The organism is Paenibacillus agaridevorans (genome assembly GCF_018604145.1).
Taxonomy (GTDB): Bacteria; Bacillota; Bacilli; order Paenibacillales; family Paenibacillaceae; genus Pristimantibacillus; species Pristimantibacillus agaridevorans.
In genome coordinates, this window is sequence record NZ_CP075889.1 from 3,969,286 (window position 1) to 3,994,792 (window position 25,507).

At 55.6% G+C, this 25,507-nt stretch carries 18 protein-coding genes; 4 read left to right on the top strand and 14 right to left on the bottom strand.

All coding sequences use genetic code 11. From position 1 onward, the window contains the following. The first annotated feature begins 65 nt into the window (after positions 1 to 65). Positions 66 to 1,643 (top strand): IS66 family transposase, encoded by a 1,578-nt coding sequence (gene tnpC, locus KJW29_RS16785; RefSeq protein WP_214626438.1) that lies wholly within the window; start codon positions 66 to 68, stop codon positions 1,641 to 1,643. A 354-nt stretch (positions 1,644 to 1,997) separates the two neighbouring features. Here the strand turns inward: tnpC and KJW29_RS16790 are convergent, their stop codons facing one another. The 13 genes from KJW29_RS16790 to cysK all read right to left on the bottom strand — a co-directional run bounded on the left by KJW29_RS16790 (position 1,998) and on the right by cysK (position 21,398). Then, positions 1,998 to 3,842 (bottom strand): ABC transporter ATP-binding protein, encoded by a 1,845-nt coding sequence (locus tag KJW29_RS16790; RefSeq protein ID WP_214630623.1) that lies wholly within the window; start codon positions 3,840 to 3,842, stop codon positions 1,998 to 2,000. Next, positions 3,826 to 5,727, bottom strand: coding sequence for an ABC transporter ATP-binding protein (locus KJW29_RS16795; RefSeq protein WP_214630624.1), 1,902 nt, complete (start codon positions 5,725 to 5,727; stop codon positions 3,826 to 3,828). The genes KJW29_RS16790 and KJW29_RS16795 overlap by 17 nt, the downstream gene beginning before the upstream one ends. 52 nt (positions 5,728 to 5,779) lie before the next feature. Beyond that, entirely contained in the window at positions 5,780 to 6,769 is a 990-nt protein-coding gene (locus KJW29_RS16800; protein WP_214630625.1) for a carbohydrate ABC transporter permease, read from the bottom strand. Between the two features lie 14 nt (positions 6,770 to 6,783). Beyond that, positions 6,784 to 7,638 (bottom strand): carbohydrate ABC transporter permease, encoded by an 855-nt coding sequence (locus KJW29_RS16805; RefSeq protein WP_214630626.1) that lies wholly within the window; start codon positions 7,636 to 7,638, stop codon positions 6,784 to 6,786. Continuing rightward, positions 7,631 to 9,910, bottom strand: coding sequence for a DUF5696 domain-containing protein (locus tag KJW29_RS16810; RefSeq protein ID WP_214630627.1), 2,280 nt, complete (start codon positions 9,908 to 9,910; stop codon positions 7,631 to 7,633). Before KJW29_RS16810 ends, KJW29_RS16805 begins: the two co-directional genes overlap by 8 nt. Beyond that, the gene (locus tag KJW29_RS16815) at positions 9,907 to 12,060 is read right to left on the bottom strand and encodes a YIP1 family protein (RefSeq protein ID WP_214630628.1); all 2,154 of its coding nucleotides are present in this window, start codon (positions 12,058 to 12,060) and stop codon (positions 9,907 to 9,909) included. Before KJW29_RS16815 ends, KJW29_RS16810 begins: the two co-directional genes overlap by 4 nt. Before the next feature lie 17 nt (positions 12,061 to 12,077). Next, complete coding sequence (locus KJW29_RS16820) at positions 12,078 to 12,968, bottom strand: carbohydrate ABC transporter permease (RefSeq protein WP_214630629.1); 891 nt, start codon at positions 12,966 to 12,968, stop codon at positions 12,078 to 12,080. After that, positions 12,969 to 13,937: a carbohydrate ABC transporter permease gene (locus KJW29_RS16825; RefSeq protein ID WP_425517561.1), complete on the bottom strand. Its 969-nt coding sequence runs from the start codon at positions 13,935 to 13,937 to the stop codon at positions 12,969 to 12,971. A 46-nt stretch (positions 13,938 to 13,983) separates the two neighbouring features. Next, positions 13,984 to 16,968, bottom strand: a complete 2,985-nt coding sequence (locus tag KJW29_RS16830; protein WP_214630631.1) for an extracellular solute-binding protein — start codon at positions 16,966 to 16,968, stop codon at positions 13,984 to 13,986. A 63-nt stretch (positions 16,969 to 17,031) separates the two neighbouring features. Continuing rightward, on the bottom strand, positions 17,032 to 18,141 hold the full coding sequence (locus KJW29_RS16835) for an ABC transporter ATP-binding protein (RefSeq protein ID WP_214630632.1): 1,110 nt from the start codon (positions 18,139 to 18,141) through the stop codon (positions 17,032 to 17,034). 66 nt (positions 18,142 to 18,207) lie between these two features. Further along, complete coding sequence (locus tag KJW29_RS16840; RefSeq protein WP_108994483.1) at positions 18,208 to 19,572, bottom strand: ABC transporter substrate-binding protein; 1,365 nt, start codon at positions 19,570 to 19,572, stop codon at positions 18,208 to 18,210. 149 nt (positions 19,573 to 19,721) lie between these two features. Continuing rightward, a complete protein-coding gene (locus KJW29_RS16845) occupies positions 19,722 to 20,309 on the bottom strand; it encodes a thioredoxin family protein (protein ID WP_214630633.1) in 588 nt (195 codons plus the stop codon). A gap of 144 nt (positions 20,310 to 20,453) precedes the next feature. Then, positions 20,454 to 21,398: a cysteine synthase A gene (gene cysK, locus KJW29_RS16850; protein ID WP_214630634.1), complete on the bottom strand. Its 945-nt coding sequence runs from the start codon at positions 21,396 to 21,398 to the stop codon at positions 20,454 to 20,456. A 321-nt stretch (positions 21,399 to 21,719) separates the two neighbouring features. Here cysK and KJW29_RS16855 point away from each other — a divergent pair, with 321 nt between their 5' ends. Continuing rightward, positions 21,720 to 22,385: a hypothetical protein gene (locus KJW29_RS16855; RefSeq protein WP_425517541.1), complete on the top strand. Its 666-nt coding sequence runs from the start codon at positions 21,720 to 21,722 to the stop codon at positions 22,383 to 22,385. 101 nt (positions 22,386 to 22,486) lie between these two features. Here KJW29_RS16855 and KJW29_RS16860 read toward each other — a convergent pair whose 3' ends face one another. After that, entirely contained in the window at positions 22,487 to 23,290 is an 804-nt protein-coding gene (locus tag KJW29_RS16860; RefSeq protein ID WP_214630636.1) for an alpha/beta hydrolase family protein, read from the bottom strand. A gap of 407 nt (positions 23,291 to 23,697) precedes the next feature. Here KJW29_RS16860 and KJW29_RS16865 point away from each other — a divergent pair, with 407 nt between their 5' ends. Together KJW29_RS16865 and KJW29_RS16870 are read left to right on the top strand one after the other, a co-directional pair. Further along, on the top strand, positions 23,698 to 24,051 hold the full coding sequence (locus tag KJW29_RS16865; RefSeq protein WP_187101437.1) for a 4Fe-4S dicluster domain-containing protein: 354 nt from the start codon (positions 23,698 to 23,700) through the stop codon (positions 24,049 to 24,051). A gap of 69 nt (positions 24,052 to 24,120) precedes the next feature. Then, complete coding sequence (locus KJW29_RS16870; RefSeq protein ID WP_214630637.1) at positions 24,121 to 25,500, top strand: ABC transporter substrate-binding protein; 1,380 nt, start codon at positions 24,121 to 24,123, stop codon at positions 25,498 to 25,500. The last annotated feature ends 7 nt before the right edge of the window (positions 25,501 to 25,507 follow it).

Consider the following 25,507-nt stretch of genomic DNA (forward strand, 5'->3'; position numbering starts at 1 on the left):
TTTCTTACGCAAATTGTCATACCTGGCAGCAGGTACTTGCCTGCGCGTTATCGAAATCATACGGTATGGAAAAGCGAACGGAAACCCCTAACCCCGAAATACTCCAGCAGCAAATTTCAAAGCAGGAACAGCAAATTGCCGAGCTCTCTGCGAAGCTCAAATGGTATGAAGAGCAGTTTCGCTTGGCTCAGCAGAAGCGCTTCGGCGCTTCCAGCGAGAAGACGCATCCCGACCAACTGGAGATGAATCTGTTTAACGAAGCTGAAGTGCTTGCTGCGTCCGCTCCTCAAGAGCCAGACGTCGAGACGGTCACGTACAGCCGGAAGAAGACCTCTGGCAACCGGGAAGCCAAGCTGGATCAGTTCCCTGTCGAGACGATCCACTATGCCTTGCCGGAGTCTGAGCAATTCTGCTCGTGCTGTGGCGGTGGACTCCATGAGATGAGCACCGAAACGCGTAATGAGATTGCTGTTATCCCGGCGGAGGTGAAGGTCATCCGTCATGTGCGGCAGGTCTATGCGTGCCGCCACTGTGAGCGGAAAGAGATTCGCACGCCCGTCGTTACGGCGCCCATGCCTAAACCGATTCAGCCGGGCAGTCTGGCGTCCCCGTCCATTGTGGCGCATGTCATGAGCCAGAAGTATGTGGACAGCCAGCCGCTCTATCGTCAAGAGCAGCAATTCGCAAGGCTCGGACTTACGCTATCGCGCCAAACACTGGCAAACTGGATGATCTACGGATCGGAGCAGTGGCTGTCGCTTCTCACGGACCGCATGCGTGCGCACTTGCTGAGCAAGGACATTCTGCATGCCGACGAGACGACACTGCAAGTTCTGCAGGAGCCCGGCAAGTCCGCGTCATCCAGTTCGTACATGTGGCTGTATCGTACGGGCCGTACCGATGCGCCAATCGTCCTCTACGACTACCGGTCGACGCGCGGCGGCGAGCACCCGAGGAACTTCCTCGAAGGTTTCAGCGGCTACCTGCATGTGGACGGCTATTCCGGCTATCACAAGGTCAAGGACGTGACACTTGTTGGATGCTGGGCCCATGCACGCCGGAAGTTCGACGAGGCATTAAAAGCGTTGCCGCCTACGCAAGATAAGACAACGACCGCAGCCCAGCAAGGACTTGCCTTCTGTAACCAGCTATTTGCGATCGAGCGCGAGCTGGTCAAGGCGGCAGCCGAAGAACGCTACACCATCCGTCAGGAGTGGAGTCTCCCCCTTTTGGATGCTTATTTGGTGTGGCTGAAGCAGCAGCGCTCGCGGGCATTGCCAAAGAGCAAGCTCGGAGAGGCGATCACCTACAGTATCAATCAGTGGGAGAAGCTGACGGTGTTCTTGAAAGACGGACGGCTGGAGATCGACAACAATCGGAGTGAACGCGCGATTAAACCATTCGTCATTGGACGGAAGAATTGGTTGTTTGCCAATACACCGCGAGGTGCAAAGGCAAGTGCGACGATCTACAGCGTTATCGAAACAGCGAAGGAGAATGGATTAAATCCGTTCAAGTACCTTCAGTATCTTTTTGAACAGCTACCTCAGTTAGCCGATCCTAAAGATCCGTATGCACTGGACAGGCTTCTTCCGTGGTCATCATCGCTACCGCTAACTTGCCGCATATTTAAACAAGAGTAAACTTGCCAAAACAATAGCCCTCATCTTGATTTCAAGGTGGGGGCTATTTGACGCTTACTTAATAACGCCTATGGGATGTTTTTATCGCTTTTACGAGCTCCATAGTCGTTAATAACGCCTATGGGATGTTTTTATCGCTTTTACGAGCTCCATAGTCGTTAATAACGCCTATGGGATGTTTTTGTTGCTGTTACGAGCCCCATAGTCGTTAAATACGCCTATGGGATGTTTTTGTTGCTGTGGGTCGGTCAAGGATTGGTATCCTGACCGACCCTTTCCGTGTCTATGTGCATTACTGTCTCGCTATTATTTTATATCTTTTGGGACAGCCCCCAATTTCCGTTTGATACCCTTCTACCTGGATTGAACGCTCTCCTTCGCGGCAGCGTCATGCTCCCCCTGGGAATGACGGTACAGCTCCTCGTAATAGCCGGCCGCGTCCAGAAGCCCTTGATGCGTTCCCTGCTCTACGATCTCGCCCTTGCTCATGACCAGAATGCGGTCCGCTCCCATAATCGTCGACAGTCTGTGGGCGATTACCAGCGTCGTGCGGCCGACTGCAACCAGCTTTAGCGCATTCTGAATCAGCTGCTCGGTATGGGAATCGAGATTGGCTGTCGCTTCGTCGAGAATCAAAATTTTCGGCTTGAACACGATGATCCGCGCGAAGGAGATCAACTGCCTCTCCCCGGCGGACAACCCGCTGCCGCGTTCGGACAGGCGCGTGTCGTAGCCATCCTTCATCCGCCCGATGATCTCGCCCGCTCCGATAAATTCGCAAGCCTCGATGACCTCTTCGCGGGATATGCCGGGATCGAACAAACGCACATTGTCGAGCACGGTGCCCGAATACAGGTAGGGCTCCTGCTGCACAAGCCCGACGATTCGATGAAGATCCCGCTGCGGTATCTCCCTCACGTCGTGGCCGTCAATGAGGACGCTCCCCGCGCTCACGTCATAGAATCGGCATAACAGACTGATCAGCGAGCTTTTGCCCGCGCCGGTCGTGCCGACAATGCCGACCAGTTCTCCTGCGCTTACATGAAGATCGAGGCCCTTGATAACGGGAGCTCCGTCGCCATAGGCGAATGTGACCCCGTTGAAATCTATTTTTCCTTTTATCTCTTCCCTCTTAAAGGGAACGGTCTCCGCCTTATCGTCTACTTCCGGCTTAATGGCGAAGATGCTCCAGACCCGATTGATCGCCACCGTGGCGGACTGCAGCGTATTCCATTGCTGCGTAATCGTATTGATCGGCTGGAAGAACATGCGAATGTACGTGATGAAAGCATACAACACGCCGAACTCCAGTTCCTGACCGAGCACGGCCCGGCCTCCGAGCCAGACGACGAAAGCGATCGCGATGTTGTTCAAGATCTCGAACGTGCGGTTGAATACGACATTGGTCCGGATTTCCCTTACATTCGCGCGGAAGTAGGAATCGTTCCGCTCCCGGAACTGCCGCTTCTGCTCATCCTGCTGATGAAAGACCTGGATCAGGTTCATCCCGGACAAGTTCTCCGCCACGAAAGCCACAAGCCGGGACAGCCGGGTTCGGGCCATCTGGTACGTTTCGCGCATGAAGGAACGGAAGGCGATCGCGATGCCCGCTATAATCGGAACGAGAATGAGGCAATACAGCGTCAGCTGCGGGTCGAGCTGGAACATGAGCACCAAAATGAACAACAACGTCAATCCGTCGCGGAACAAGCTCAGCACGACCTGGTTAAAGAATTGGTTGATCGCCTCCGTATCGCTGGATACGTGGGTAATGAGGCTGCCGCTCGGGACGCGGTCGAAGTAGGACATCGACAGCTTGCCGATATGCGCGAACAACCGCTTCCGTATGCTGGCGACGATGCTTTGGCCGGCCTTCTGGAGCAAGTTATTTTGCAAGTAGGAAAATATTAAACTTAATAAGGATAAAGCCATATAAATGCCGCAAACGAGCAGCAGCCCCTTGTAATCGTTCCTTCCCGACATCAAATTATCGTCGATCGCGATCTTGACCAAGTATGGCTGGAGCAGCTCCGCCGTAATGGCGATAAGCGTACAAACGATAAATCCCGCGAACGTCAGACGATGTTCTTTGATATAACCGGATAACGCCTTAAACGTCGAGATGTACTTCGGCTTGACCTGAGGCGCGGACAGATCGGCCTTCTGGTCCATCTGCCAATTGTTAATGGCCTGTGCCATTCCGCATCGTCCCCTCTTCCTGTATGTCGTGCTGCGTCCGGTACAAGCCGTTTTTGGCCAGCAATTCCTCATGGGTGCCGCGCTCCACGATTGCTCCCCCATCCATGACGATAATGGCGTCCGCATGCTTCAGAGCGCTGATCCGGTGGGCGATGACGATCGTCGTCTTGCCCCGGCGAATCTCGCGGATCGTCTCCATGATCTCGGTCTCGGTCACGGCGTCCACCGCACTGACACTGTCGTCCAATACGAGAATCGGCGCATCCTTAATGATCCCCCGGGCCAGGCTGGTACGCTGGCGCTGTCCGCCGGACAACGTGACGCCGCGCTCGCCGAGCCGGGTTTCGAACTTGTCAGGGAACTCGATAATATTGTCGTAGACCCGCGCCAGCTTCGCCGCCCGCTCCACTTCGGGCAATACCGAGTCGCGCTTGTAGAAAGCGATATTCTCCCGAATGGTAGAACTGAACAGAAAGCCGTCCTGAGGCACGTAGGCAATGCCCTCCCGCAAGCTCTTGAGACTGAGACGGCGAACGTCCTCCCCGCCGATCCATATCGTGCCCGGAGGCGGATCATAGGTGCGGAGCAGCAGCTTCATGAGCGTCGTCTTGCCGCTGCCGGTTCTGCCGATGATGCCGAGCGTCGTGCCGGGAGCCACGCTGAGGTTAATATCGCGCAGTACCTCTCGCTGAGCCTCCCCGCCGCTCGAGTCATTGCCGCCCGTTCCGGGCTCCCGCTTGCTCTCCGGCACGGAGGCAGTCCGGCCCTTCTTGTCACCGGCGCCCGTTACGCTGTCCGCCTTCATCTTCCTCTCGCCTTCGATAGCCGTCTCAGACTCTCCGTAAGCGAACGTTAATCCCCTTACCTCGATGCCCGCGCCGGAGGAAGAATCCAGCTCAAGCGCTTCGTTGTCCTCGGTGATGTCCGGCCGCTGCGACAGCAGATTGTTAAGCCGCTCCAGCGAAGCGCGGGCCCGCTGCACGACGTTGATGACGTTGCCGATCTGCTGCAGCGGGTTCATCAGCATGCGGATATACAGCGTAAGGGCAACGAATCCGCCAAGAGTTATCGTCCCGTTGATCGTCAGGTACCCGCCGAACGCCAACGCGATAATCAGCGACGTCGCCCCGAGGAAAGGGACAAGCGACTGGAAGAAGGAGGAGACGCGAACCAGACTGAGCTGCCTGCTCCGAATGCGGTCCACCGTCACCCCGAACCGCGCCCCCATCACTTCCTCGACGGCAAATTTCTTCGTCACGCGAATACCGCCGAATTGCTCCTCCGCCGATTCCGTCATCGCCCCGAGCGCTTCCTGCACGCCCATCGAACGTTTTTTGATCATGGGTCCGAACCAGGCCACCACGACCGGGATGAGAAGCAGCGGGAAGATGCTGGCCGCGACCAGATAAAGCGGAACATCCGTCAAAAGCAGCATAACGACGGTCGAGATAAGAAGCATCGACGCCCCTGCCGTCTGATTGACGCCCATGGAGATCGACTCCCTCACGGCCGTGACGTCGTTCATGAAGTAGCTGAGCAGCTTCCCGACGCCGTTGCGGGAGTAGAACCGTTCGCTAAGCCCCGCGAAATGAATAAACAGCTTGCGGCGGTTGATGAATTCGAAGAATCGGCCCGTGTACATGACCAGATATTGCGCGAAGCCGCCGATAATCGCGTACCCCGACCCGATCGCAAGCAGAATCCAGCTGTACTGGATGACAGAATCCAGCGTCAGGACTCCTTCCTTCAGCTCGTCGGTGAAATTCCCCAGCACGCGCGGGAAGTTTACATGCACGATGCTGGCAATCAGATGGAGACTGATGGACAAGACGTAATACAACCAGGTTTTACGGAAAAAATCGGCCAAAATGCGTTGTGAATCCAACCTCTGTTCACTTCCCGTCTCAAGGGCGTGTATGCATACACGCCCTAAAAAATTATTCTACCAGCCCCGTTCTCTCCACGCCCTCCACGAACCACCGCTGAGTGAAAGCATACAGCACGAGCAGCGGCAGAATGATGAGGAACGCCGCTCCCATTTTGACCGGTTCAAGGAAGGCTCTGAGCCTTCCCTCCTGCGCTTCCATCGCCAATTGGGCATTCAGCTTGGATAAGCCGACGGACAGCGGAACATCGGATGCGCCGAACATGTACATGGATGGGAAGTAGGCATCGTTCCACGCCCATACGAACGAAAACAAAAAAACGACGATGATCGCCGAACGCGAAATGGGAAGCATGACCCGAAAGAAGATGCGAAGCGCGCCGGCTCCGTCGATGCGGGCCGCCTCCTCCATCTCCTTCGGCAGCGTGAAGAAAAACTGGCGGAAAATCAAAACAAACAATGCGCCCTTGAGTCCGTGTCCGAATACCGCCGGCACGATAAGCGGCCAGAACGTGTTGATCCAGCCCAGCTCCTTGAACAACAGGATGGAAGGCAGGATCGTCACCTGCGGCGGCATGATGAACGTGAACAACAGCGCGGCGAACCAGAACTTTTTGAACGGAAAATCAAGACGCGCGAACGCGTAGCCGGCTACGGCGCAGGAAAATACTTGCAGCACGGCCGACAACGTCGATACGGTTAAGCTTACGCCAAAACTTTTCGCATAGTCCAGCATTTCTATCGCTTCCGACAGATGTCCTCCGTATACGCCCGTCGGCACCCAGATGACGGCGGGGTCCAGCAAATCCGGCGCTCCCTTAATCATCGTGGTGACCATATAGAAGACGGGCTTCAAATAAATAAAAGCCACGTCGATCAGCAGCAGGTACATAAGAAGGCGAAACAGCAGTCCTTTGTCCGCCTCCCTGCCTAGCAGCTTAAACTTCAGCCCGGCGAGAATCCCCTTTCTGCCAAACCCGGCTGGAGAGGACCTGCGCCTTGTCTTGATCCACGGTATACTTTCAAGCGACGGCTTGGCCATAATGCCCCTCCTCTCTATTGACGTCTAGGCGATAACGAAGCATTGATTCGCGAGTAGATCAGCAGCGCAAACGCGACGAACAACAGCACGATCATGAAGTAGATCCAGGCAAGCGCGCTGGACAGGCCGTAGTTCTCCGTCGTCACCTTGCTGATGATGGGGTTGGACGGATACGTAAACAGATCCACGATCGTGAAGATCACGTTAAGGAAGATAAAGGGCACCATGCCCGGAAGCGTGATCTTCCAGAAGGTGCTCCATGGATCGGCGCCGTCGATGCGCGCCGCTTCGTACACGGTACGCGCGATGGTCTGGCGGCCGGCGAGGAAGATCAGAATCTGGACGCCGGAGTACCAGAGCACGAGCACGAAGGAGCCGATGACATTGCCGATCGGTCCCGCCCAGGAAGGCGGCAAATAGCGGGCCAGCATATAATCGATTCGAAGCGACGAAATAATGCCGAGGGACCCTTCGCCCTGCGCGATGAATTCGCCGATGATCTGCCCCGACGCAAAAATGACCGGCAGGAAGAAGATGACGCGGAACGCCGTTCTTCCCGCGAATTTCAGATTAAGCAGGATCGCGATCATCAAAGAGAAAACGATAATGATCGGGATCATGACGAGCGCTTCCCTAAGGAACGGCACCAGATCGTCGTAGAGCAGCCCACCGTCGGCGAACAGAATCTCGCGATAATATTGCACACCGATGGGAGTCGTCTGCACGCCCGTCACCGTAATCCGCACCTGATGGAAGCTCATGTACAGCGAATAGAAGAGGGGGAATGCCACGAACGCGAGGAAGCCTATGATCCACGGCGCGATAAACATCGAGCCTTCTAGCTTGCGTTGCGCCGTCTTCTTATTCATAGACCTTCCCCTCCTTCCTGATGGCGAAATCGGATGCGCCTACGACGTATCCGTCTCCTTGATACGGCTCAGCGTTGTAATTGACGATAACGGCATGACCGTTCCCGTAGACCGTTTTCTTGACGCCCGGCGCGAGCGTCGCGTGATCGACGATGAACGCGTCCTGGACATCGCGCAGCGCCTCGTTCAACCTCTCGTACTGTTCGGCCGCCACGTCGATCCAGTCCTTGTAGTTCATGCTGTAATACCAGACGGAATAAGCCTTTTTAAACGCTCCGGACGCTGCCGCCGTGAACACGTAAGCCGGGTATGCTCCGTACTCCACGCTCTTTAAGTAATCGCTTTTGTATTCGTCGCGCAGGTTCCCCCACTCCGATGTATACGTCACAAGTCCATGCAGGGCGATCTGGGCGAAAGGAACGGCTTCGTCTACGAAAATATCGTAGGAGTAGTCGTCGGCCATACGGTGAATATGGGATATGCCGGGCAGCGAATAAAACGAAGCGTTTTCCGCCGCGGCATATCCGATCGTATCCGCCGTTGCGGCGAGCACGGCTTGCTGGCCGTCCAGCACCTCCGACCTCGTCGCCCGGTGGCGGCTGTTGAAGTCGGTATTTAGCGAGCCTCCTATGCCGCCAGTGAACAATATTCCGTCCACACCCAGCTTCTCGTACTCCGGCAGATCGTCCAGCGCTTCGCGGAACGCATACAACGGACTGACGACCGGCACATCTTCTTCCTTGGCCGGCAGCGGCTGATAGAGCAGCGTGCCCGCCAAATTCCGAAGGCCGTCGTTCAAGCTCCAGAAGCCGCCCCGCCCGCTGTTGTTGAGCGAGTAATTAGCTGCCAGGAGCAGCTTGCCGCCGAGCTCGCCTGCCGTATTCGCCAGCGACCTCAGCCCCTTGTCGCCGCCGATTCTCCGATCGGCCGGGAGCAACCCGCCGTGCGAGCTGTAGCCGTAACGCTGCCAGCCGTGATAGATGGCCGTAATGCTGCCTATGCCCGCATCCGTCAGCTCGCGCAGCATCTTCTCCGCTTCTCCCGTCGTCGTGCCCACGATGTAATCGTCCCATAGCGGACCTTGCTTCAGATCCGCCGCCACGATGTCGGCGAAGAACGGAATGTCGCCGTCCCCGGACGGCAGGCGCTGCAAGCCGCGTTCCTGAATCAAATAATCGCGGAATTTCGCGGCCATGGCGGGATAGCCGACATCCTCTCCCTCCAGCAAGTAATAACGGACGCTCCGCTCCGCGGCTTCGAACCGCTCCTTGCTGAACGTGTAGAAACCCTCGACGCCGCGGCGGTCGGTGCTTTGGAAAAATTTGATTCGGTACTGCCACTCCGCCGTGATCCAGTTGCCGTTGCCAAGAGAGCCCGCCGGCGCCGCGAACAGCTTGGCGTATTCCTCGCCTTCCGTCAGCACGCCGAGGAACGACTGCTCCCCCGACTTGAGGCCGAAGACGGGCATCTTAACCTCGCTTCTGTTCGTCACCTCGTTGTAGAAGGCCAGATCGGAGCCGTATACCGGCTCCCGATAGACGGACTTGTCATTGCTCCGGTTCTCGTCGAAGCGGGCAAGCGCGCCGGATCCGTCCGGCAGAAGCAAGTAACCATTCTTGTCGATCGACGGCTGCGAGCCGAACATCGGGTACGCCTTCAGGTTAAGAAGACTTAACGCTTCTTCCGTAATGCCGCCGTCTATGATCTTCACCTCGACGTAATCCCCCCGAAGCGCGACCTCAACGGGAATCTTGAAGCCCGTAGAGTTAAAATGGTAGGTCGCGCGGAAACCGTCGTCCAGCTTCTCGAACTCCAGGACGCCGCGCTCTTCCATCCAGTTCGTCAGCTTCGTCTGCGACTTGGAGCTCGAAGCGTCGATGTATTCCAGCATGATAGGCGACAGCAGATTGCTGCGCCAGACGCCGCTTGTCGCTTCATCCTCCCAATAGGCAGGCTTCGGGTAGGAACGCCAGACGTTGCCGCTGATCTTGCTCTCCGCCTTAAAGTGTCCCGTCTCCGCGTCGGCCCATAGAATAAGGGAAGCCGACTCGGCTACCCTCGCGAAGCTTTCCTCGTTCGGCAGTCTGGGCTCAATGGGAAAGGAGTGATTCCTCGAAGAGGAAGCCTCGTCTTGAACAGCTTCCCCGGCGACCGTTGTCGCGTTGCCCTGCCCGATCGCTGTTCCATCGCGCTGAATTAGCCAGAACATGGCACCTAGAAGGAGGATTATAGCGACGCCAACCGAAACCAATGCCAGTATCCTCCGTTTCATCGAATGGCCACCTCCTGATAGATGGAATAGATAAAGCCGATGAGTTCGCTGGTCAGGCTGAACGTGATGAAGATAAGAATAGCCATAATGAACATGGTGAGCACGGTCAGGAACAAATTTTTGACCGTTTCCCCTACACTGTAATTCTGAATGCCCTGCACTTGCCAGAACAGCAGCAGTCCCGCCCAACCGTACAAGCCGTATTCCAGAAATCCGTAAATAGACGCTTCGTTAAGCGTCATGACTCCGGACAATACGGTGAGCGGCACGCCGACGATCGCGAAGGGAAACATCGCATACGCGCTCGCCGCATAGACGTCCCGGAATCGTCCTTCCCCTTGATTAAGGGAGCTGACCAGGTAGCTTGCGACGACGAAGCCCAGCCAGACGACCGCGAATTGCAGCAGCGGCGTCAAGACGCTGGCATCCACTATAATAGAAGGATTATAGATGAAGTTCGTGCCGGAGCGAATGAAACCGTACGAGGCAAGCGCGATCAGCAGCACCGCGCTCCCGCCGGCCACGCTCCCCTTGCCTTCGTGCCTGATGCCGTAGAAGCCGTCAAGCGGGTGGCGAATCAGATACGACACAATGCCTAGCTGCGTCGACACCGCCTTCCATCCGCGCCAGAATTCTCTTCGCTTCCGGGCACGCTCCTTCCCGTATCGCCGTCCCAGCTTCTTGGCCAGCAGGAATATCAGGAAGAAAACGATGGCGGCGTTCATGAACAGCCCGAATTGGCTTTGGAACCACAGCAGTCTGTTCTGCCAGAAGGAATCGGAGTAGCCCTGCGCGAGGCCGATATCCTTGAACAGCCTTTGCGCCTCGGCGTAGTCTCCGCGCTTGTAAGCGGCCTTTGCCAATCCCAGCACGGCCGGGGCGTAATAGGCATTCTGGCGATAGACTTCCCGCCATAACGGCTCGCTGTCTTCATAACGTCCGTCCTCCGTCAAGCTGTTGGCCTGGTGCACCAGTGCTCCGAATTCCGTCAGCTCATACTTCTGAATGACGTTGTTCTCGCTGTCAAGAATGTACAGATTGTTGGAAGAATCGTTCGCGACGGCCGCCGGAGTCTTTACGAGGCCGAGCTTCGTCGTCGTGTCTCCCGCGGCGCCGCCCCAGAAAAACAGCAGATTGCCGTTGCCGTCGTATTGGCTGACGACGTTCAGCCGGGAATCGACCACCGTCATGTTGCCGTCGGCGTCCACGGTCAGATCATTTAATTGCGGAGCCGTCTGCCGTACGGCGTTCGGGTCCCGTATCGTTTCTCCAAAGCGGCCATCCGACAAAGAATCGGCGAATTCCCCCTTCCCGGACAGCTGATCGAGACCGGCGATGTTCAGCTTTTTGAGCTGCCCCTGCCCTACCTCCTTGGTGACCGTATAGATGAAGCCTTCTCCGTTCTGATCGACGCTCGTAATGGATCCCGGCAGCTTGCTGATCTCGCGCTCGTACATCTCCCGCGTATACAGAAGACGCTTCACGCTGTCGACGAAGGAAAAGCTTGTGCGGTTGGCGCCGAAGAAACCTTGAAATTCGCCCTTGGGATCCAGTTGCAGCAATCCTTGATAACCGCCAAGCGTGGCGATGTACAGAAATCCGCGTTTGTCGACGACGAGCTTGACGGGGTCGAACTTGAACGAATCCGGGATCAGCTTGGAGTCCGGCCGGCCGTATTCCGCGAGCACTTCTCCTTCCGCGCTGACGCGGAGCACGCGATTATTGCCCGTATCGGCAATGTAGATATCGCCGTTGTCATGCACGAACAGCCCTTGCGGACGATTGAGCGGATTATCGGGAAAGGTCAACATGCGCACGAGTTCTCCGCCGCTGTCCAGATGTACGATCCGATTGTTGTTCGTATCCGCGATATAGAGCTCATCCTGAGCATCGATAAACAAATCCTGCGGCTGATTAAGCGGAGAGTGCTTCAGCCCCCCCTCGCTTTCGGGGTCTGCGATGAACAGCTCCCGGCCAAGCGCGCCTTCGGGGCGATATGCCGTCTGAATGCGATATTGCTGATGATATTGGTCTTTGTAGTACGTCTGGTATGGCACATCCGCATGAGCCTTGCCCGGATAGACCGCAAGAAACGCGATCGTCGCCGCGGCGGTCAGCTGCAACGCGCGCAGCGCAAGCCGTCTCTTCATCTCTTCTCCCTCCGCTCTTATTTGATTCCGGAATGCGCCATCGTGGCGATCACCTTGCTCTGAAGAATGACGAACACGATGAGGTTCGGCACGAACATAATAAGGGAAGCCACGGCTGCCGCGCCTTGCATCGCCACGTTGTTGGCAAGATTGTTCGTCAAGGTCGACAGGAAAAACGCGAAGCTCTTCATCTCGTCGTCCAGCATGAACAGCGCCGAGGTTTCGATATTGCCCCACGAGTTCTGGAAAGCCAGAATCGCGACCGTCGCGATGGCGGGCATGCAGACCGGCACCACGATGCGGAGAAAAACGACGAATTCGCTCGCCCCGTCGATCCTTGCCGCCTCCAGAAGCGAATCCGGTATTTGGTCCACGAACTGCTTCAGCAGGAATACGCCGATCGGCATCGCCATTAGAGGCAGCAAATGGGCGAAATACGTGTTCATGATGCCGATCTCGCTGACGACCAGATATCGCGGAATCTGCACGACTTCCGGCGCGAACATCAGCGTCAGAAGAATGGCGGCGAACACGAAGCCCGCTCCCGGGAAGCGGTGCTTGGAGAGCGGGAAGGCGCACAGCGCGCTGACGCCCGTCACGAGCAGCACCGCAAGCGCCGATACGAACACGCTGTTGAACAGGTACCGGATCATAGGGACGGTGGAGCGCGCCGTCACGGCGAGCAGCTCGTTTACATTCTGCAGCGAAGGTTCTTGAACGAAAAACGTCGGCGGATACAGGAACAGCTCGTGGTAGGGCTTGAAGGCATGGCCTACAATATAGACGATCGGCAGAAGCATGAATACCGACAACACGATAAGCAATAAGGTGAGCAGCTTCTGAAAGCCGTCCATCGCCGACAGGCGGGGACGTCTCCGAAGCTTCAGCAGCGAGCGCAGCTTGTTCATCTATTCGTCTCCCTTCGAGCCGAACAAGCCCCAGCTTAATTTGTTGGACGCGTACATTAATAGAAGCAGGAAAACCGAGATAGCCGCTGCATATCCCATCTCGAACCGGATGAAACCAAAGTCGTCGATATGGTTAATGATGAGATGGCCGGAATAGGCGGGCGTCGGATTGACGCCGGACAGCTCCACGCCGATTGCGCCAGTCTTAAAGGTCGTCACGATCGCCATGACGGCGCCGAACAGCATCTGCGGCTTCATGGACGGAATCGTGATATACCAAATTTCCTGAAGACGGCTCTTCATGCCGTCGATGCGGGCGGCCTCGTAATAATCCTTGTTCACGTTCAGAATGCCGGCCAGCATCGCGAGGAAACCAACTCCCATGCTGGACCATAACGTCACGCCGATCATGGCATTCATCAGATAGCTGGGATCGGTGACCCACAGCTGCGGCGTGTCGATCCAGCCGAGCCTGAGCAGCACGCTGTTGAGATAGCCGATCCTATCCCCCGTCAGCATGGGCAGCCAGACGATGGACATTGCGATGCCGATCGTAAGCGACGGCGTATACATCGCCAGCGCGAACCACTTGCGCGTGACCGCAGGAAGCTGCGAGATGAGCCAAGCGAGCAGGAAGGCCGCGATGTAGCCGCCCGGACCTACAATAATGGCGAACTTGAACGTATTGGGCAGCGCATGCTTCAGGAACAGCAAATCCTGCGAGATGAGATATTGAAAGTTCTGCCAGCCAATGAAACGCGGCGATTCGATTGCGTTGAAGTACGTGAAGCTTAAAGCGACCGCGGCCAGGACGGGAACGACGATGAAGGCGACGAAACAAAGCATGAACGGCGCGATAAACAGATAGCTCAGGCGATAACTCCACACTTCGTTCAGCAGCGTTCTAAAGCGGCCCGGCGATCGAACGGAAACCGATACCGCTTCGGGTGGAGAGACCGGTCTTCCCAGCTCGGACCTCGATTCTCTCAATGCCGCGGTTCCTCCTGCTCCGGTCTTACTTGACATAACGATTCACCTCGTCCCATGGCTCCTTCACGATCGGGAAGTCCAACGTCCCCAGCGGATTGCCCTCCGCGTCTACGAAGCCGAACTCTTGCTGCTTCCGCAGCAGCTCCCGGTTAATGTCCAGAATGGACGCCTCCAGCGACGCCCTGTAGTTCATGCCGTCGATGACGGAGCGTACCCACGCGTTATTAAGCTCGCGCCCCATAAAGTACCCGCCGGGCGGATTCTCCTTCTCCTTGTACCAGGCCCACTGCCGCAGAATAACGTTGGCGTCCTCCCGCTTCCAGGGCAGCTGGACGAACGCTTCGATATTGGCGGTGTTCCAACGGAACGACACGCCGTTGATCGCCTCCAGGTCGGAGCCGTAACGCACTTGCGTCTCCGTGGACACCCACCATTTCAGAAACTCCCAGGCTTCATCCTTCTTCTGCGATTCCTGAAAGACGACGCCGGTCGTTTGCTGACCGCCCGCCCAACGCTTAACGGAGCCGTCCCCCTGTTCGACGCCCGGAATGAGCGCGATGCCCCAACGACCGTTCAGCTCCGGCGCCGCCGCGGAGAGCTGCACGTACATGTTGTAATCGGAGATGCCGATGGGCATCTTGCCGCTCCGGAAGTGCTGATAGAAGCTCGGCACTTGCTTCTCCAAGGCATACATATTAAACAAGTCGGTCCACTGCTTGAAGGCGGCGAAGCCCCCCGGCGTATCCAGTCCCGTCGCGAAGCCGTCCGGCGTATAAAACTCCACGTCGTTCTGCGAGATAAACGGGAGAAATTCCCCCGGATCGATATAGAAATTCATGAAGTGCTGCTGCAGCGTCGGCAGCAGATCGTATACATCCTGCCACGTCTCCGGTATGTCCAGCCCAAGCTCCCTCATAATGTCCTTGCGATAATAAAGCACCTGGAAGGATTGCGTCTCGGGCACCGCGTAGTACCCCTTATCGTAGTAGAGCGCCTGCCAGGAGCCTGGGCTATACTGATCGTAGATGTCCCCGAAGTCATCGAACTGGGACAAATCGTACACGCTGCCCCGAATCGCATAGTCGACGGGCAAATCCTGGTTAAGGCCCAGCGCAACATCCGGCTGTAAGCCAGCCGCGTTCGACATGACGAGGAGCTGCGGGTTCGGCAGCAGATTGACCTTTACTTTGATGCCGGTGAGCGGCGTAAACGTCTCATCCGCAAGATCTTGCAGCTGAGTCACGTAATCGCGGCCGCGCAGCACCCAGACGTTTAGCTCCCTGTCGTCCATCTCGCCAAGACTTTGACGCGTGTTAAAGGAATAAAAGAAGTTCGCAGCTACTCCAGCCGCCTTATCCGCCCACGATGCGGTCATATTCGGAAAGCTCTTGTCGCTCGGAGCGATGAAGATCTCGTCAAGCTGCAAAGGCTGCTTGTGCATATTGACCACGAAATTGTTGATCTTCTCCGTAATGGAGGATATTTCGTCGATATGGTACGGAATTTCGTCCGGAAAACGCAGCAGGCTGCGGATATCGCCGGCCGAAGAGCGGAAGCCTTCGCTTGCGCTGTCCTTGCGGCCGTTCACTTCTTCCATGCTCGCCGCCAGCGCATCCAGATTGGAAGCCGCCTGCTCCAGCTGCTCCCGCAGCCCCGGCAGATCGCGATCGATCTTCCATGTCCGGTTGCGGTCGGTTTGACCGCTGGTCATGGAGCTGAGATCCTGCTCGATGTCCCGCAGCAGGGCGCTCAAATTTTCGATGCCCCGCACGATGGGGCTTACCGCTGCATGCGTCAGCGCGATCGACAGCGTGTGTTTGCCCTGCTCCAAATATACGAGGAAGGGTTCCCCCGCATCGTCGGACAAGACGACTTCTTGCCAATCGGAGTGATACGGGAATCGATACGTCAGCCATTCCCGAAACGGCACTTCGCCGTCGATCCGGATCGTGCGGAACGAAGCCTTCTGGGAGAAGCGATTCTGCAACGCCCTCAGCCCGATCTTGTAATAGCCGCTCTCCGAGACGTCGAACTCCCAGCCTACCTCCTGGTTCGGCCAGTCCCAGCGCACGCCGCCCATCGTGTTATAGGTGATGCGTCCCTCGGCTCTGGGAACGGTGCGCCAGTCGCGATCCCACATCATGACGACGGACGGATCGTTTTTCCATGTCATTCGCTCGGCTTGAATCGTCAGCACCTCGGCGTCCCCCGATGCGGCTTCGCCATATGTCGCTGCCACCTCCCCGTACGAAAGCGGCGTCCGCGGCGGCTCAAGCGTCAGCTCGGAGATCGCGACGGGCTCGTAGCCCTCCAGCCGGATCGTATGTTTGCCCGGGGTGAAGTGCCATCGAAACGGTTCGGCGTAATTCGCTCCCGAATCGGCTAACGGATGGGTCAACCATCCCGATATGTCCTCGGCTACGGGGCGGATTTCATCCCCGTCGTCGTTTTTTTTCAGCTCGTCCTTGTCTCTCCACAACCTGTATAACGTAATGGAAGAAGCCTCCCGGAACGGGCGGGCGCCGTCTATCGTGACATCCAATACGATCGGACGGGTGTAGCCATCTCCCATAAGCGGGTGATAAGACGCGTAAATTTCATACAAGCCCTCCTCCGCCACAGTCACCTCGTACTCCACCCAGTTCGTATCCTTGGATTCCCATATCAGGACGCCGCTCTTTCCCTCGTATTCGCCTACGGTCAGCGCAGTGTCGCTTGATTTGGCGGATGGCGTACCGGCAGGGATCGTTATGCGAGATTCGGCGTTCTGTACGCCTTCCGACCCCAGCCCCGCCAGCACATTGGCATAGTAGGGCTCCAGCTCCGCTTCCGCGATGGAGCGGTCGTCCCATTGCCGGAAACCCGCCAGCTCGCCGGTCGGCTCGTAAGTCCCCGACAATCCCTTTGCTCCATTCGCCGGCGCCATAAACGCGGCCAGCAGCAGCACGGCGACGACCAGCGCGATCAGAATTCCGAACAATACCCTTTTGCCGCCGTATTTTCTCGTCATTCGTTATCTCTCCTTTCCGCCATGACTTCGCCGTCTTCAATAGAACTTTTTGAACGCCCCCATTTAATGCGTCAACCTTTGTCCGCTATCCGCATCGAAGAACAACGCCTTCGACATGTCCATGACGATTCTCAGCTTCTCGTTCTCTTCGCAGCGATAGTAAGCCTCAACGCGGACCACCAGCGGCTTATCTTGACCGATATCCAGATGCAGGAACCGGTCGGCTCCCATCAGCTCGCTGACTTTGTAGATGCCCGTCAAGACGGAGTCCGAATACAGCCCCTCGGGGCCGATATGCTCCGGACGTATGCCAAGCGTAATCCGGCGGCCGATCTTGTTATGCTTGCGCAGCAGATCGGCGGAATCCTTCGGAATCCGAAGTCCGAACCGCGAGGTGTTGAAGAGCAGGCCGCCGCCGGGCTCCTCGACGACCTTTCCTTCCACGAAGTTGATCTGGGGAGAACCGATAAAGCTGGCGACGAACGTATTGCTCGGCGTCTGATAGACGGCCTCGGGCGTATCGATCTGCTGAATGATGCCGTCCTTCATGACGACGATCCGGTCCGCCATCGTCATCGCTTCGATCTGGTCATGCGTCACGTAGATGAAGGTCGCGCCCAGCGACTTGTGCAGCTTGATCAGCTCCATCCGCATCTGAACGCGCAGCTTCGCGTCCAGATTGGATAACGGCTCATCCATCAGAAACACCTTGGGATCGCGCACGATCGCCCTGCCCAGCGCGACGCGCTGGCGCTGGCCGCCCGATAGTTCCTTCGGCTTGCGATTCAAGTAAGGCTCTATTTCCAGCACCCGGGCCGCGCGGCGCACCGCAAGATCGATTTCGTGGCGCGGCTGCTTGCGCAGGCGCAGGCCGAATGCAATATTTTCGTAGACGCTCATGTTGGGGTATAACGCGTAATTCTGGAATACCATGGCGATGTCGCGGTCCTTTGGCGGCAGATCGTTGACGAGCTGCTCGCCGATGTAGACCTCGCCCTCCGTAATGTCCTCCAGTCCCGCTATCATCCGCAGCGTCGTCGATTTGCCGCAGCCGGAGGGGCCGACGAAGACAAGAAATTCCTTATCCCTGATGTCGAGATGGAAGTCGTCCACGACGTTCTGCTTATCCTTGCCGTATCGCTTATACAAGTGCTGAATCGATATGCTTGCCATCCCGCCCGCCTCCTATGAGATGCAAAGGGACCGCCGCTTGCTTGGCGACGATCCCGCTTCGCTTGCTTACTTGCTCGTATTGTTCAGCGTCTCCAATTCCTTTTCGATTCCTTCCTGGGCTACGCGAAGCGCCGTATTGACGTCCACGCCGTCGACGGCGATGCTGCGCTCCGCCTCCGTCAAAAATTTGCGCACTTTGCTTTCGAATTTGTGAGGCTTGATCGCGTTGCGCGGCGGCGCTTTGAAAATATTTTCGACCGTCTTGCCCTCCAGCACCGGAATTTCCTGTCCGTACACTTCCTCGAACTGCTTGCCTTCCACCGTTGGCACACGTCCCGCCTTGGCAAGCGCAAGCTGCGATTCGTCCGTAAGCAGGTTCGCGATGACTTGGAAAGCCAAATCCTTATGTTTGCTCGCTTTCGTCACGACCAGGGAATGCACGTTGACTGCTTTGCCCGTGCCGAGGTTTTCCTCGAAATTCGGGAACGGCGCGAAATCCCAGTTCAGCTCGATTCCTTGCTGGCGCAGCTCCTCGAGCGGTCCCAGCAAGTGGGCGATATTGTAAGCAACAATGGCCAGATTCTGTTCATTAAAGAAAATATCGTCGTCGTTCGCATATTGGTATCGACCGTCGGCACCGATATATCCCGGCACCTCATAGCTCTTCTGCAGCTGCTCGAACACTTTGCGCCATTGCGGCGTCGTCACGTCGGCTTTGCCCGTCTCCGGGTCGATAATGAACAGATCAAGTCCGGTCGCGATGTTGCTGGAGCCGAATAGATCGATGCCGACATAGTCCACGCCATTGTCGCTGCGCGTTACCGATTTGCCGACCTCGATGGCTTGATTCCAGCTCATTTGCTCATTCGGCGGATACGAAGCCCCGAACTTGTCGAAGATGTCCTTGTTATAGAAAATAACGGGCAGGTTCACGGAGAACGGGATAGCCGCCACCCCCTCTTCCGGCGAATACTTCTGAACGACGTCCAGCACGACCGGCTTGAGACGGCTTAGATCCACGTTATGTTTCTCGATATAAGGCGCCAGATTCTCCACAAGATCCAGGTCCTTTAGCGTCGTGGCAATGGAAGTCGTCGACACGAACATAATGTCGGGAACCTCGCCCGACGTGATCAGCGGCTCAAGTTCCACATCCTCAGGCGCGTCCACCCACTCCAACGTGACATGCGGGAATTTCTCCTTCGTCTGTTGCAGCAGCGTCTTCTCGAATTCCGCTTGCGTGACGGTAATGCCCGCCCGAAGCACCTTCAGCGTGACGGGCTCCTGATTGTCTTCCCCCTTCTCCGTGGCCGTCGGCGTCGTGCCGCCGCTTGTATCGGCTCCCGAACCGTTTTTGGTTCCGCCGCTGCATGCCGCAAGCATCGTGATCATCATGATTAACGACAATAGAATAAGTCCAGCCCTTTTCATCTTTCATTCTCCTCTTGTGGGTCGATTTTATATATATTAATAATTCGCATTGAAATAGTTGGAATTAGTTACATGAAAAAAAGGACACGCGAGCGAGGCCTGCTTCGCTCCGCTCGCGAATGTCCTTATGTCTCGTACTGATCCGTTATTTAATTAAGCACCAAATCGCAAGCTTCTTCCGGCATCCACCGTTTGTCCTTGCCCTCCCATTTCACATTGCAGCCGATCGGGTTGGTCAGCGGTACGGCAACTTCCCGCCCAGCCAGGTAGTCGTCAAGCGCGTTCTCCAGATCATGTGATGTAATTTTCTCCGCATCCTTTGGAGAGTCGACCGCACGGCCCGTATAGATCAGCTTGCGCTCGGCATCGAACACATAGAAATGCGGCGTGCGAAGCGCGCCGTAGGCCAGTGCCGCTTCCTGCTGCGCGTCGTGAAGATAAGTCCACGGGAACTTATGCTCATCGATGCGCTCAATCATCTTCTCGTAGGAATCATCCGGGTTCGTTGTTGCGCTGTTCGCATTAATCGCGACGAAGGCAACGCCCTTCGGTCCGTACTTTAATGCCGTCGTCCGAGTCACCTCGTCCGAGCCCTTGACGAAGGGGCAATGATTGCACGTGAACCATACGACAAGCGCCTTCGCATCCGCGAAATCGTTTAAGGTATAATGTTTCCCGTCGGTCGCAAGCAATTTAAACTCCGGTGCGTTCTCACCTATTTGTACTGTGTATGCCATATTAATCATCCCTTCTCCATTTCAATGTTGTATAGCCGCTTCCGCCCATAGCGGAAACAAAAAAGAGACATGACTGCCCGATTCGGGAAGCCGTGTCTCTGGTTGACCAGTCGAACGCTTCATTTCTTATTTGAACTACCTCTATTAAGCTTGTTGTTCCTCCGCATACAGGACCGTCGACAAATAACGTTCTCCGTTGCTTGGCACGACGGCGATGACACGTTTGCCTTCTCCCAGTCTCTCGGCCAACCGCAGCGCGGCATAGATCGCGGCTCCCGACGAGATGCCGCCCAGAATCCCTTCCTTCTTCGCTGCCAGCCGTGCCGTCTCGAAAGCTTGCTCGTTCGTCACCTGGATCACTTCGTTGTAGATGTCGGTGTCCAGAATAGAAGGAACAAAACCCGCTCCGATGCCCTGAATTTTGTGCGGGCTTGGGCTTCCGCCCGACAACACCGGCGATGCGGCCGGCTCCACCGCGGCGATAACAATATCCGGGAACGCCGTGCGAAGTACTTCTCCGGCTCCCGTGATCGTGCCCCCGGTACCGATGCCGGCGATGAATCCGTCAAGTTTGCCATCCAAGGAGTTGATCGCCTCCACGATCTCCGGCCCCGTCGTCTCCCGGTGAATCTTCACATTGGCGGGATTGTCGAATTGCTGAGCCGGGAAATAGTCGGGATTCCGGTCCAAAATTTCTTTGGCGGTCCGGATGGCTCCCTTCATCCCTTCGGTACCCGGCGTAAGCACCAGCTCCGCTCCGTAGGCTCTAAGCAGATTGCGCCGCTCCAGGCTCATCGTCTCCGGCATAACAAGTATGGCGCGATAGCCTCTCGACGCCGCCACCAGTGCGATGCCGATCCCCGTGTTGCCGCTCGTCGCCTCGATAATCGTTGCGCCGGGCTTCAGTTTCCCTTCGCGCTCCGCTTCCTCGATGATACTGATGGCGATCCGGTCCTTCACGCTGCTGCCGGGGTTAAAAAATTCGAGCTTCAAATAAATTTCCGCGCTGCCCTCGGGAACGATTTTGTTCAAACGAACGAGCGGCGTATCTCCGATCAAATCGGTAATATGATTGACGATGCGTGCCATTAGAGCTTCCCCCTTCATGGTTTCGAAAATAAAAATGCGCCTCCTTAATAAAAGGAAGCGCATCTCCGTTTGAACGGTTGATTGCTTAATACCCACTATTCCAAGTGACTTTATAAACTTTTTATTACTATAACATGAGTCGTTTAACTTGACAATATGTATTTACACATTTGTTTACGTTGCTGCTCCGAACGAATACTTTTGCAGCTCGCTCGTTTTTGATTGAGTTCCAATTGAAGCCCCTTTATATGAATCTAGTTGTTATGTCCGAACTTTCTTATTCCTTTTCCATAAACTAATGGGAAAACCTCTATCAAGGTTATGCGAGTGAAAAAAGGAGATGAGAAAGTGGGTAAGAATAAGCATCGCTCTTTAAGCAAAGATGAAGCAAAAATAGGATCGGCACACCAAGAGTGTATTGACCGTGCCTATCGTATTCCCGTATTTTTAAGCACGACAACTCATTTAAACGACAAGCAACAACAGTTTCTAAACCGTCTAATTTTAGAGATCGAGAATGCTTTGCTTTTTCCGCGCACGTTACCTTTAAGTGAAAGTTATCCCGAATCCATTTTGACTGATATTCGCCGGTTGGTTTCATCCAGCTATGGAATGTTGGCAGTAAATCTTCGTCGTTTTAAAATTCAGACCGTTGAACTCAATGAACAGACCACTCCGCCAACCCCTCTACCATCTCCTGCGTTCTGGGAAGGATCCGTTTATTCGCAAGTGGAACCTTCAATGGCTTTTCAATTTGGTCTACCCTTATTATTAGTAAGGGAAGAAGATACCGACCTCAATAATGGAATTTGGGCAGGAGGAATTGCCCCGCTCAACCTGTTTATAGTTTGGCATTCCGATACTCAAACCGTGGATCAATTCTTTAACACTCCTGAATGGAGATCAGCCTTTGCAAATTGGAGTGCACAAGTAAGAAATGCTTTTTATATTCAAACAGAGCCTGCATTCAAGTACAGATGTGAATAATAAACCGGTACTTTAGCCGCTAGTCGAAAACCTCTAACGACAAATAACCCCCATCCCCGTTGTCGCGGGATGGGGGTTATTTGCGTTGCCTTTACTCTGACTTATACGGCTTTGCCCGACCATTCGTTCAGGAACGCGGCCGTCTCCTCGAACGCGGCGTTCAACTGCTCCGTCGCCCCTTCGTACGGATGCGTCACGCCAAACGTATGGTTTGCGCCCGGAATGGACACGTACTTCTGTCCCGGGGCCAGCTCCTTCAGCCGGTCCACGAAGTCGAGCAGCCGCTGGCTGTCGGCATCTCCTTGCACGATAAGAGCAGGCTGCTTCAGACCGACAAAATGGTTCGTCACATTGAAACGTTCCGAATTCTTCTCCTGATCCAGCGCTACGGCGCGCTGAACGGCCGTCAGATCGGGATCCGAGGAAACATTAACGGGCGAAGCTCCGCCGTTCCATACAATAACCGCCGACACCGCTTCGGGATTTTCGCCGGCATGGATAATGCCGCTGCCGCCCGACCGGCTGTGGCCGAGCAGTGCTACCTTTCCTGCGTCCGCCTCCTCTCGCAGCGGCAATCCTCCATGCTTGAGTTTTCCCAGCAACACCTCCAGATCCCTTAACTCTTGGCTGAGGGTGCTTGCTTCCGCGATCCTGGATTCGTCAAGCCCATCTTCCTTCGCCGTAATCCGGGAGAAGTCGAAGCTCACGGCGTAATACCCGAGCCCAGCCAGTCTCTCGGCGACTTCCGGCCAGAACGCCCAATCCTGGAAACCTCTGAATCCGTGGGCAATGACCACGACGGGCTTGCGAACGCCGTCCGGAGTTGCCCTGACTCGCCCTCTTACTTTCAATCCTTCGCCCAACCCAATTTCGAATGTTTCAGATGCACTCGCTTGTTTCGACATTTCTCCTCGCTCCTCTACTTAAAATAAAAAAACAGAAGTTTCGTCTTGCTGGCAAGACAACCTCCGTTTGAACGGTCAATTCCATTTGTAATTACAATAATCCCCATTGACTTACTATGTTATTCGATAAAAGCCTATCAGCATGCCATTCATTTGTCAACCGTCCCTTCCACGTCTTTTCTCCCAGGCCTACCCTTATAATTTGTTCTTGACCGCATCAGAATGGGAATGTATGATACCGATATATCCAAGTAAACTAATATGAATAATGTATATCGGTTTGCCAATCAACCGTTTGAGCGGAGATGCCTACAGTCGTAGCGCATCTTTTTTTATTTGCGCCTAAGCCTGTAGTGGCGTCATACACCTTGCATACCCTTATACGCACAAAGGAGGCAGAAAGGAAATTGATCGAGCTGGTTAGCGAGGAGAAATGCATTACCTGCGGGATATGCGTCAAGGTGTGTCCCACCTTCGTGTTCGATGCCGACGATAGCGGCCTTCCCGTTATCGCGCGCCAAGAGGATTGTCAGACTTGCTTCGTCTGCGAAGCCCATTGTCCCGCCGATGCGCTGTACGTTGCGCCCTACGCCGATACTCCCGTATCGGTAGACGAAGCCGAGCTTGCCGCTTCGGGAGTTCTGGGAAGCTGGCGCGCAACGATCGGATGGGGACCCGGCCGCACCAAGCTGGCGTCTATTGATTCAACCGAATTCATTAATCGTATTCTTCCGCCGCGTCCGCAGCAACGGACATATTGACCGGCTTGTTCGTTCTTGGAGCGACAAACTTGCGATTTCAATTCCCATATGAAGAGAGGGGCATTACCCATGAAAAGAAAATCAAAGACAACCGCGCTAACTATGGCGCTTATATCCGCATTCGCTTTATCGGCTTGCGGGAGCGGATCCGGCAACGCTCCGTCATCCACTGCAGGGGCCAAGGCAACGGATCAGCCGAGCGAGACAAAAGCTTCGGAAGCTCCCGTTACCGAAGCCGCATCGGAGCCCGTTACGCTCAAATTTTACGTCGGAGGCGGTACGTTGACCGATACGGAATTCAAATTATTTTTTGAAGAGCCGACCAGGGAAAAATTCCCGCATATTACGCTCGAGAAGATCGTTCCCGCCGATGGCGTCAAGCCGGCCGAAGTACTGACCTCGAACGATGTGCCCGACATTATCTATCAGACGAGCGGCTCCTACTATACGTTCCAGGAGCTTGGCGTATTTGCCGACCTGACTCCCCTGGCCGAGAAACACGGATTCGATACCAAGCGGCTGAAGCCGGTATTGCTGGACTCCGTCCTGAATTTCTCCAAGGAGGGAGAGCTGTTCACGCTCCCCTTCTCATCCAATGTCGCCGCACTATTTTATAACAAGGACATCTTCGACAAATTCGGCGTTGCCTATCCGCCCGATGAACAGATCACATGGGATGCCTTGCTCGACATCTCCCAGAAGCTGACGCGTTCCGATGGCGGCGTCAACTACATCGGCACCGATCTGAACAACGGCCCTGCCACTCTGCAAGGAAGCTACGGCATCTTCGCGCTTGATCCGGAGAGCGGCGAGCCGACGCTTCAATCCGGGCAATGGCGGCGTGTGTTCGAGACCGTGCAGAAGAACGTGCAGCTCCCCGGGTTCGTCCAAGGCGAACAATATCAATATGACCGTGACTCCTTTATCGTCGATCAGAATCTTGCCATTCGACCGACGCTGCTCGCTAATCTGATCGGCCCTCTGGAAGAGCTTCGCGCCCAAGGCAAGCCATTGAACTGGGATCTGGCTCCAATCCCGAACTTCGAGGATAATCTGAAGCAGGGCAAAGTCGCCAACGTGCATTCGGTATCCATCTCCAGCGTCAGCAAGCACAAAGACGAGGCTTTCCAGGTGCTCGCCCATATTTTGTCGGACGACGTGCAGCGGATTCTGTCCCGCAACGGCCGCGTGCCCGCCATCGACAATCCCGAGCTGGAGAAGGAGTTCGGCGCCGATATCGAGGTGCTGAAGGGCAAGAAGCTCGAAAATATTTTCAAAACGAAGCCTCCCGTTTTGGATCAACACCGTCTGGAGGGTGATGTCTCCAAACATGTAACACAAGCGTTCGCAGATATCGCGCTCAAAGGAACCGACGTCAATACGGCGATCCGAGCGGCCGAAGAGGCCATTCGCAAAGACTTGGAAACGTTAAAGATTACGAAACCTTAATGCAGAG

Excerpts from the sequence above, each read along its gene's own strand:
- KJW29_RS16790 (WP_214630623.1), bottom strand. The coding sequence starts at position 3,842 with ATGGCACAGGCCATTAACAATTGGCAGATGGACCAGAAGGCCGATCTG.
- KJW29_RS16835 (WP_214630632.1), bottom strand. The coding sequence starts at position 18,141 with ATGGCAAGCATATCGATTCAGCACTTGTATAAGCGATACGGCAAGGAT.
- KJW29_RS16810 (WP_214630627.1), bottom strand. The coding sequence starts at position 9,910 with ATGAAACGGAGGATACTGGCATTGGTTTCGGTTGGCGTCGCTATAATC.
- KJW29_RS16840 (WP_108994483.1), bottom strand. The coding sequence starts at position 19,572 with ATGAAAAGGGCTGGACTTATTCTATTGTCGTTAATCATGATGATCACG.
- cysK (WP_214630634.1), bottom strand. The coding sequence starts at position 21,398 with ATGGCACGCATCGTCAATCATATTACCGATTTGATCGGAGATACGCCG.
- KJW29_RS16870 (WP_214630637.1), top strand. The coding sequence starts at position 24,121 with ATGAAAAGAAAATCAAAGACAACCGCGCTAACTATGGCGCTTATATCC.
- KJW29_RS16800 (WP_214630625.1), bottom strand. The coding sequence starts at position 6,769 with ATGGCCAAGCCGTCGCTTGAAAGTATACCGTGGATCAAGACAAGGCGC.
- KJW29_RS16815 (WP_214630628.1), bottom strand. The coding sequence starts at position 12,060 with ATGAAGAGACGGCTTGCGCTGCGCGCGTTGCAGCTGACCGCCGCGGCG.
- KJW29_RS16820 (WP_214630629.1), bottom strand. The coding sequence starts at position 12,968 with ATGAACAAGCTGCGCTCGCTGCTGAAGCTTCGGAGACGTCCCCGCCTG.
- KJW29_RS16855 (WP_425517541.1), top strand. The coding sequence starts at position 21,720 with ATGCGAGTGAAAAAAGGAGATGAGAAAGTGGGTAAGAATAAGCATCGC.
- KJW29_RS16860 (WP_214630636.1), bottom strand. The coding sequence starts at position 23,290 with ATGTCGAAACAAGCGAGTGCATCTGAAACATTCGAAATTGGGTTGGGC.
- KJW29_RS16830 (WP_214630631.1), bottom strand. The coding sequence starts at position 16,968 with ATGACGAGAAAATACGGCGGCAAAAGGGTATTGTTCGGAATTCTGATC.
- KJW29_RS16805 (WP_214630626.1), bottom strand. The coding sequence starts at position 7,638 with ATGAATAAGAAGACGGCGCAACGCAAGCTAGAAGGCTCGATGTTTATC.
- tnpC (WP_214626438.1), top strand. The coding sequence starts at position 66 with ATGGAAAAGCGAACGGAAACCCCTAACCCCGAAATACTCCAGCAGCAA.
- KJW29_RS16845 (WP_214630633.1), bottom strand. The coding sequence starts at position 20,309 with ATGGCATACACAGTACAAATAGGTGAGAACGCACCGGAGTTTAAATTG.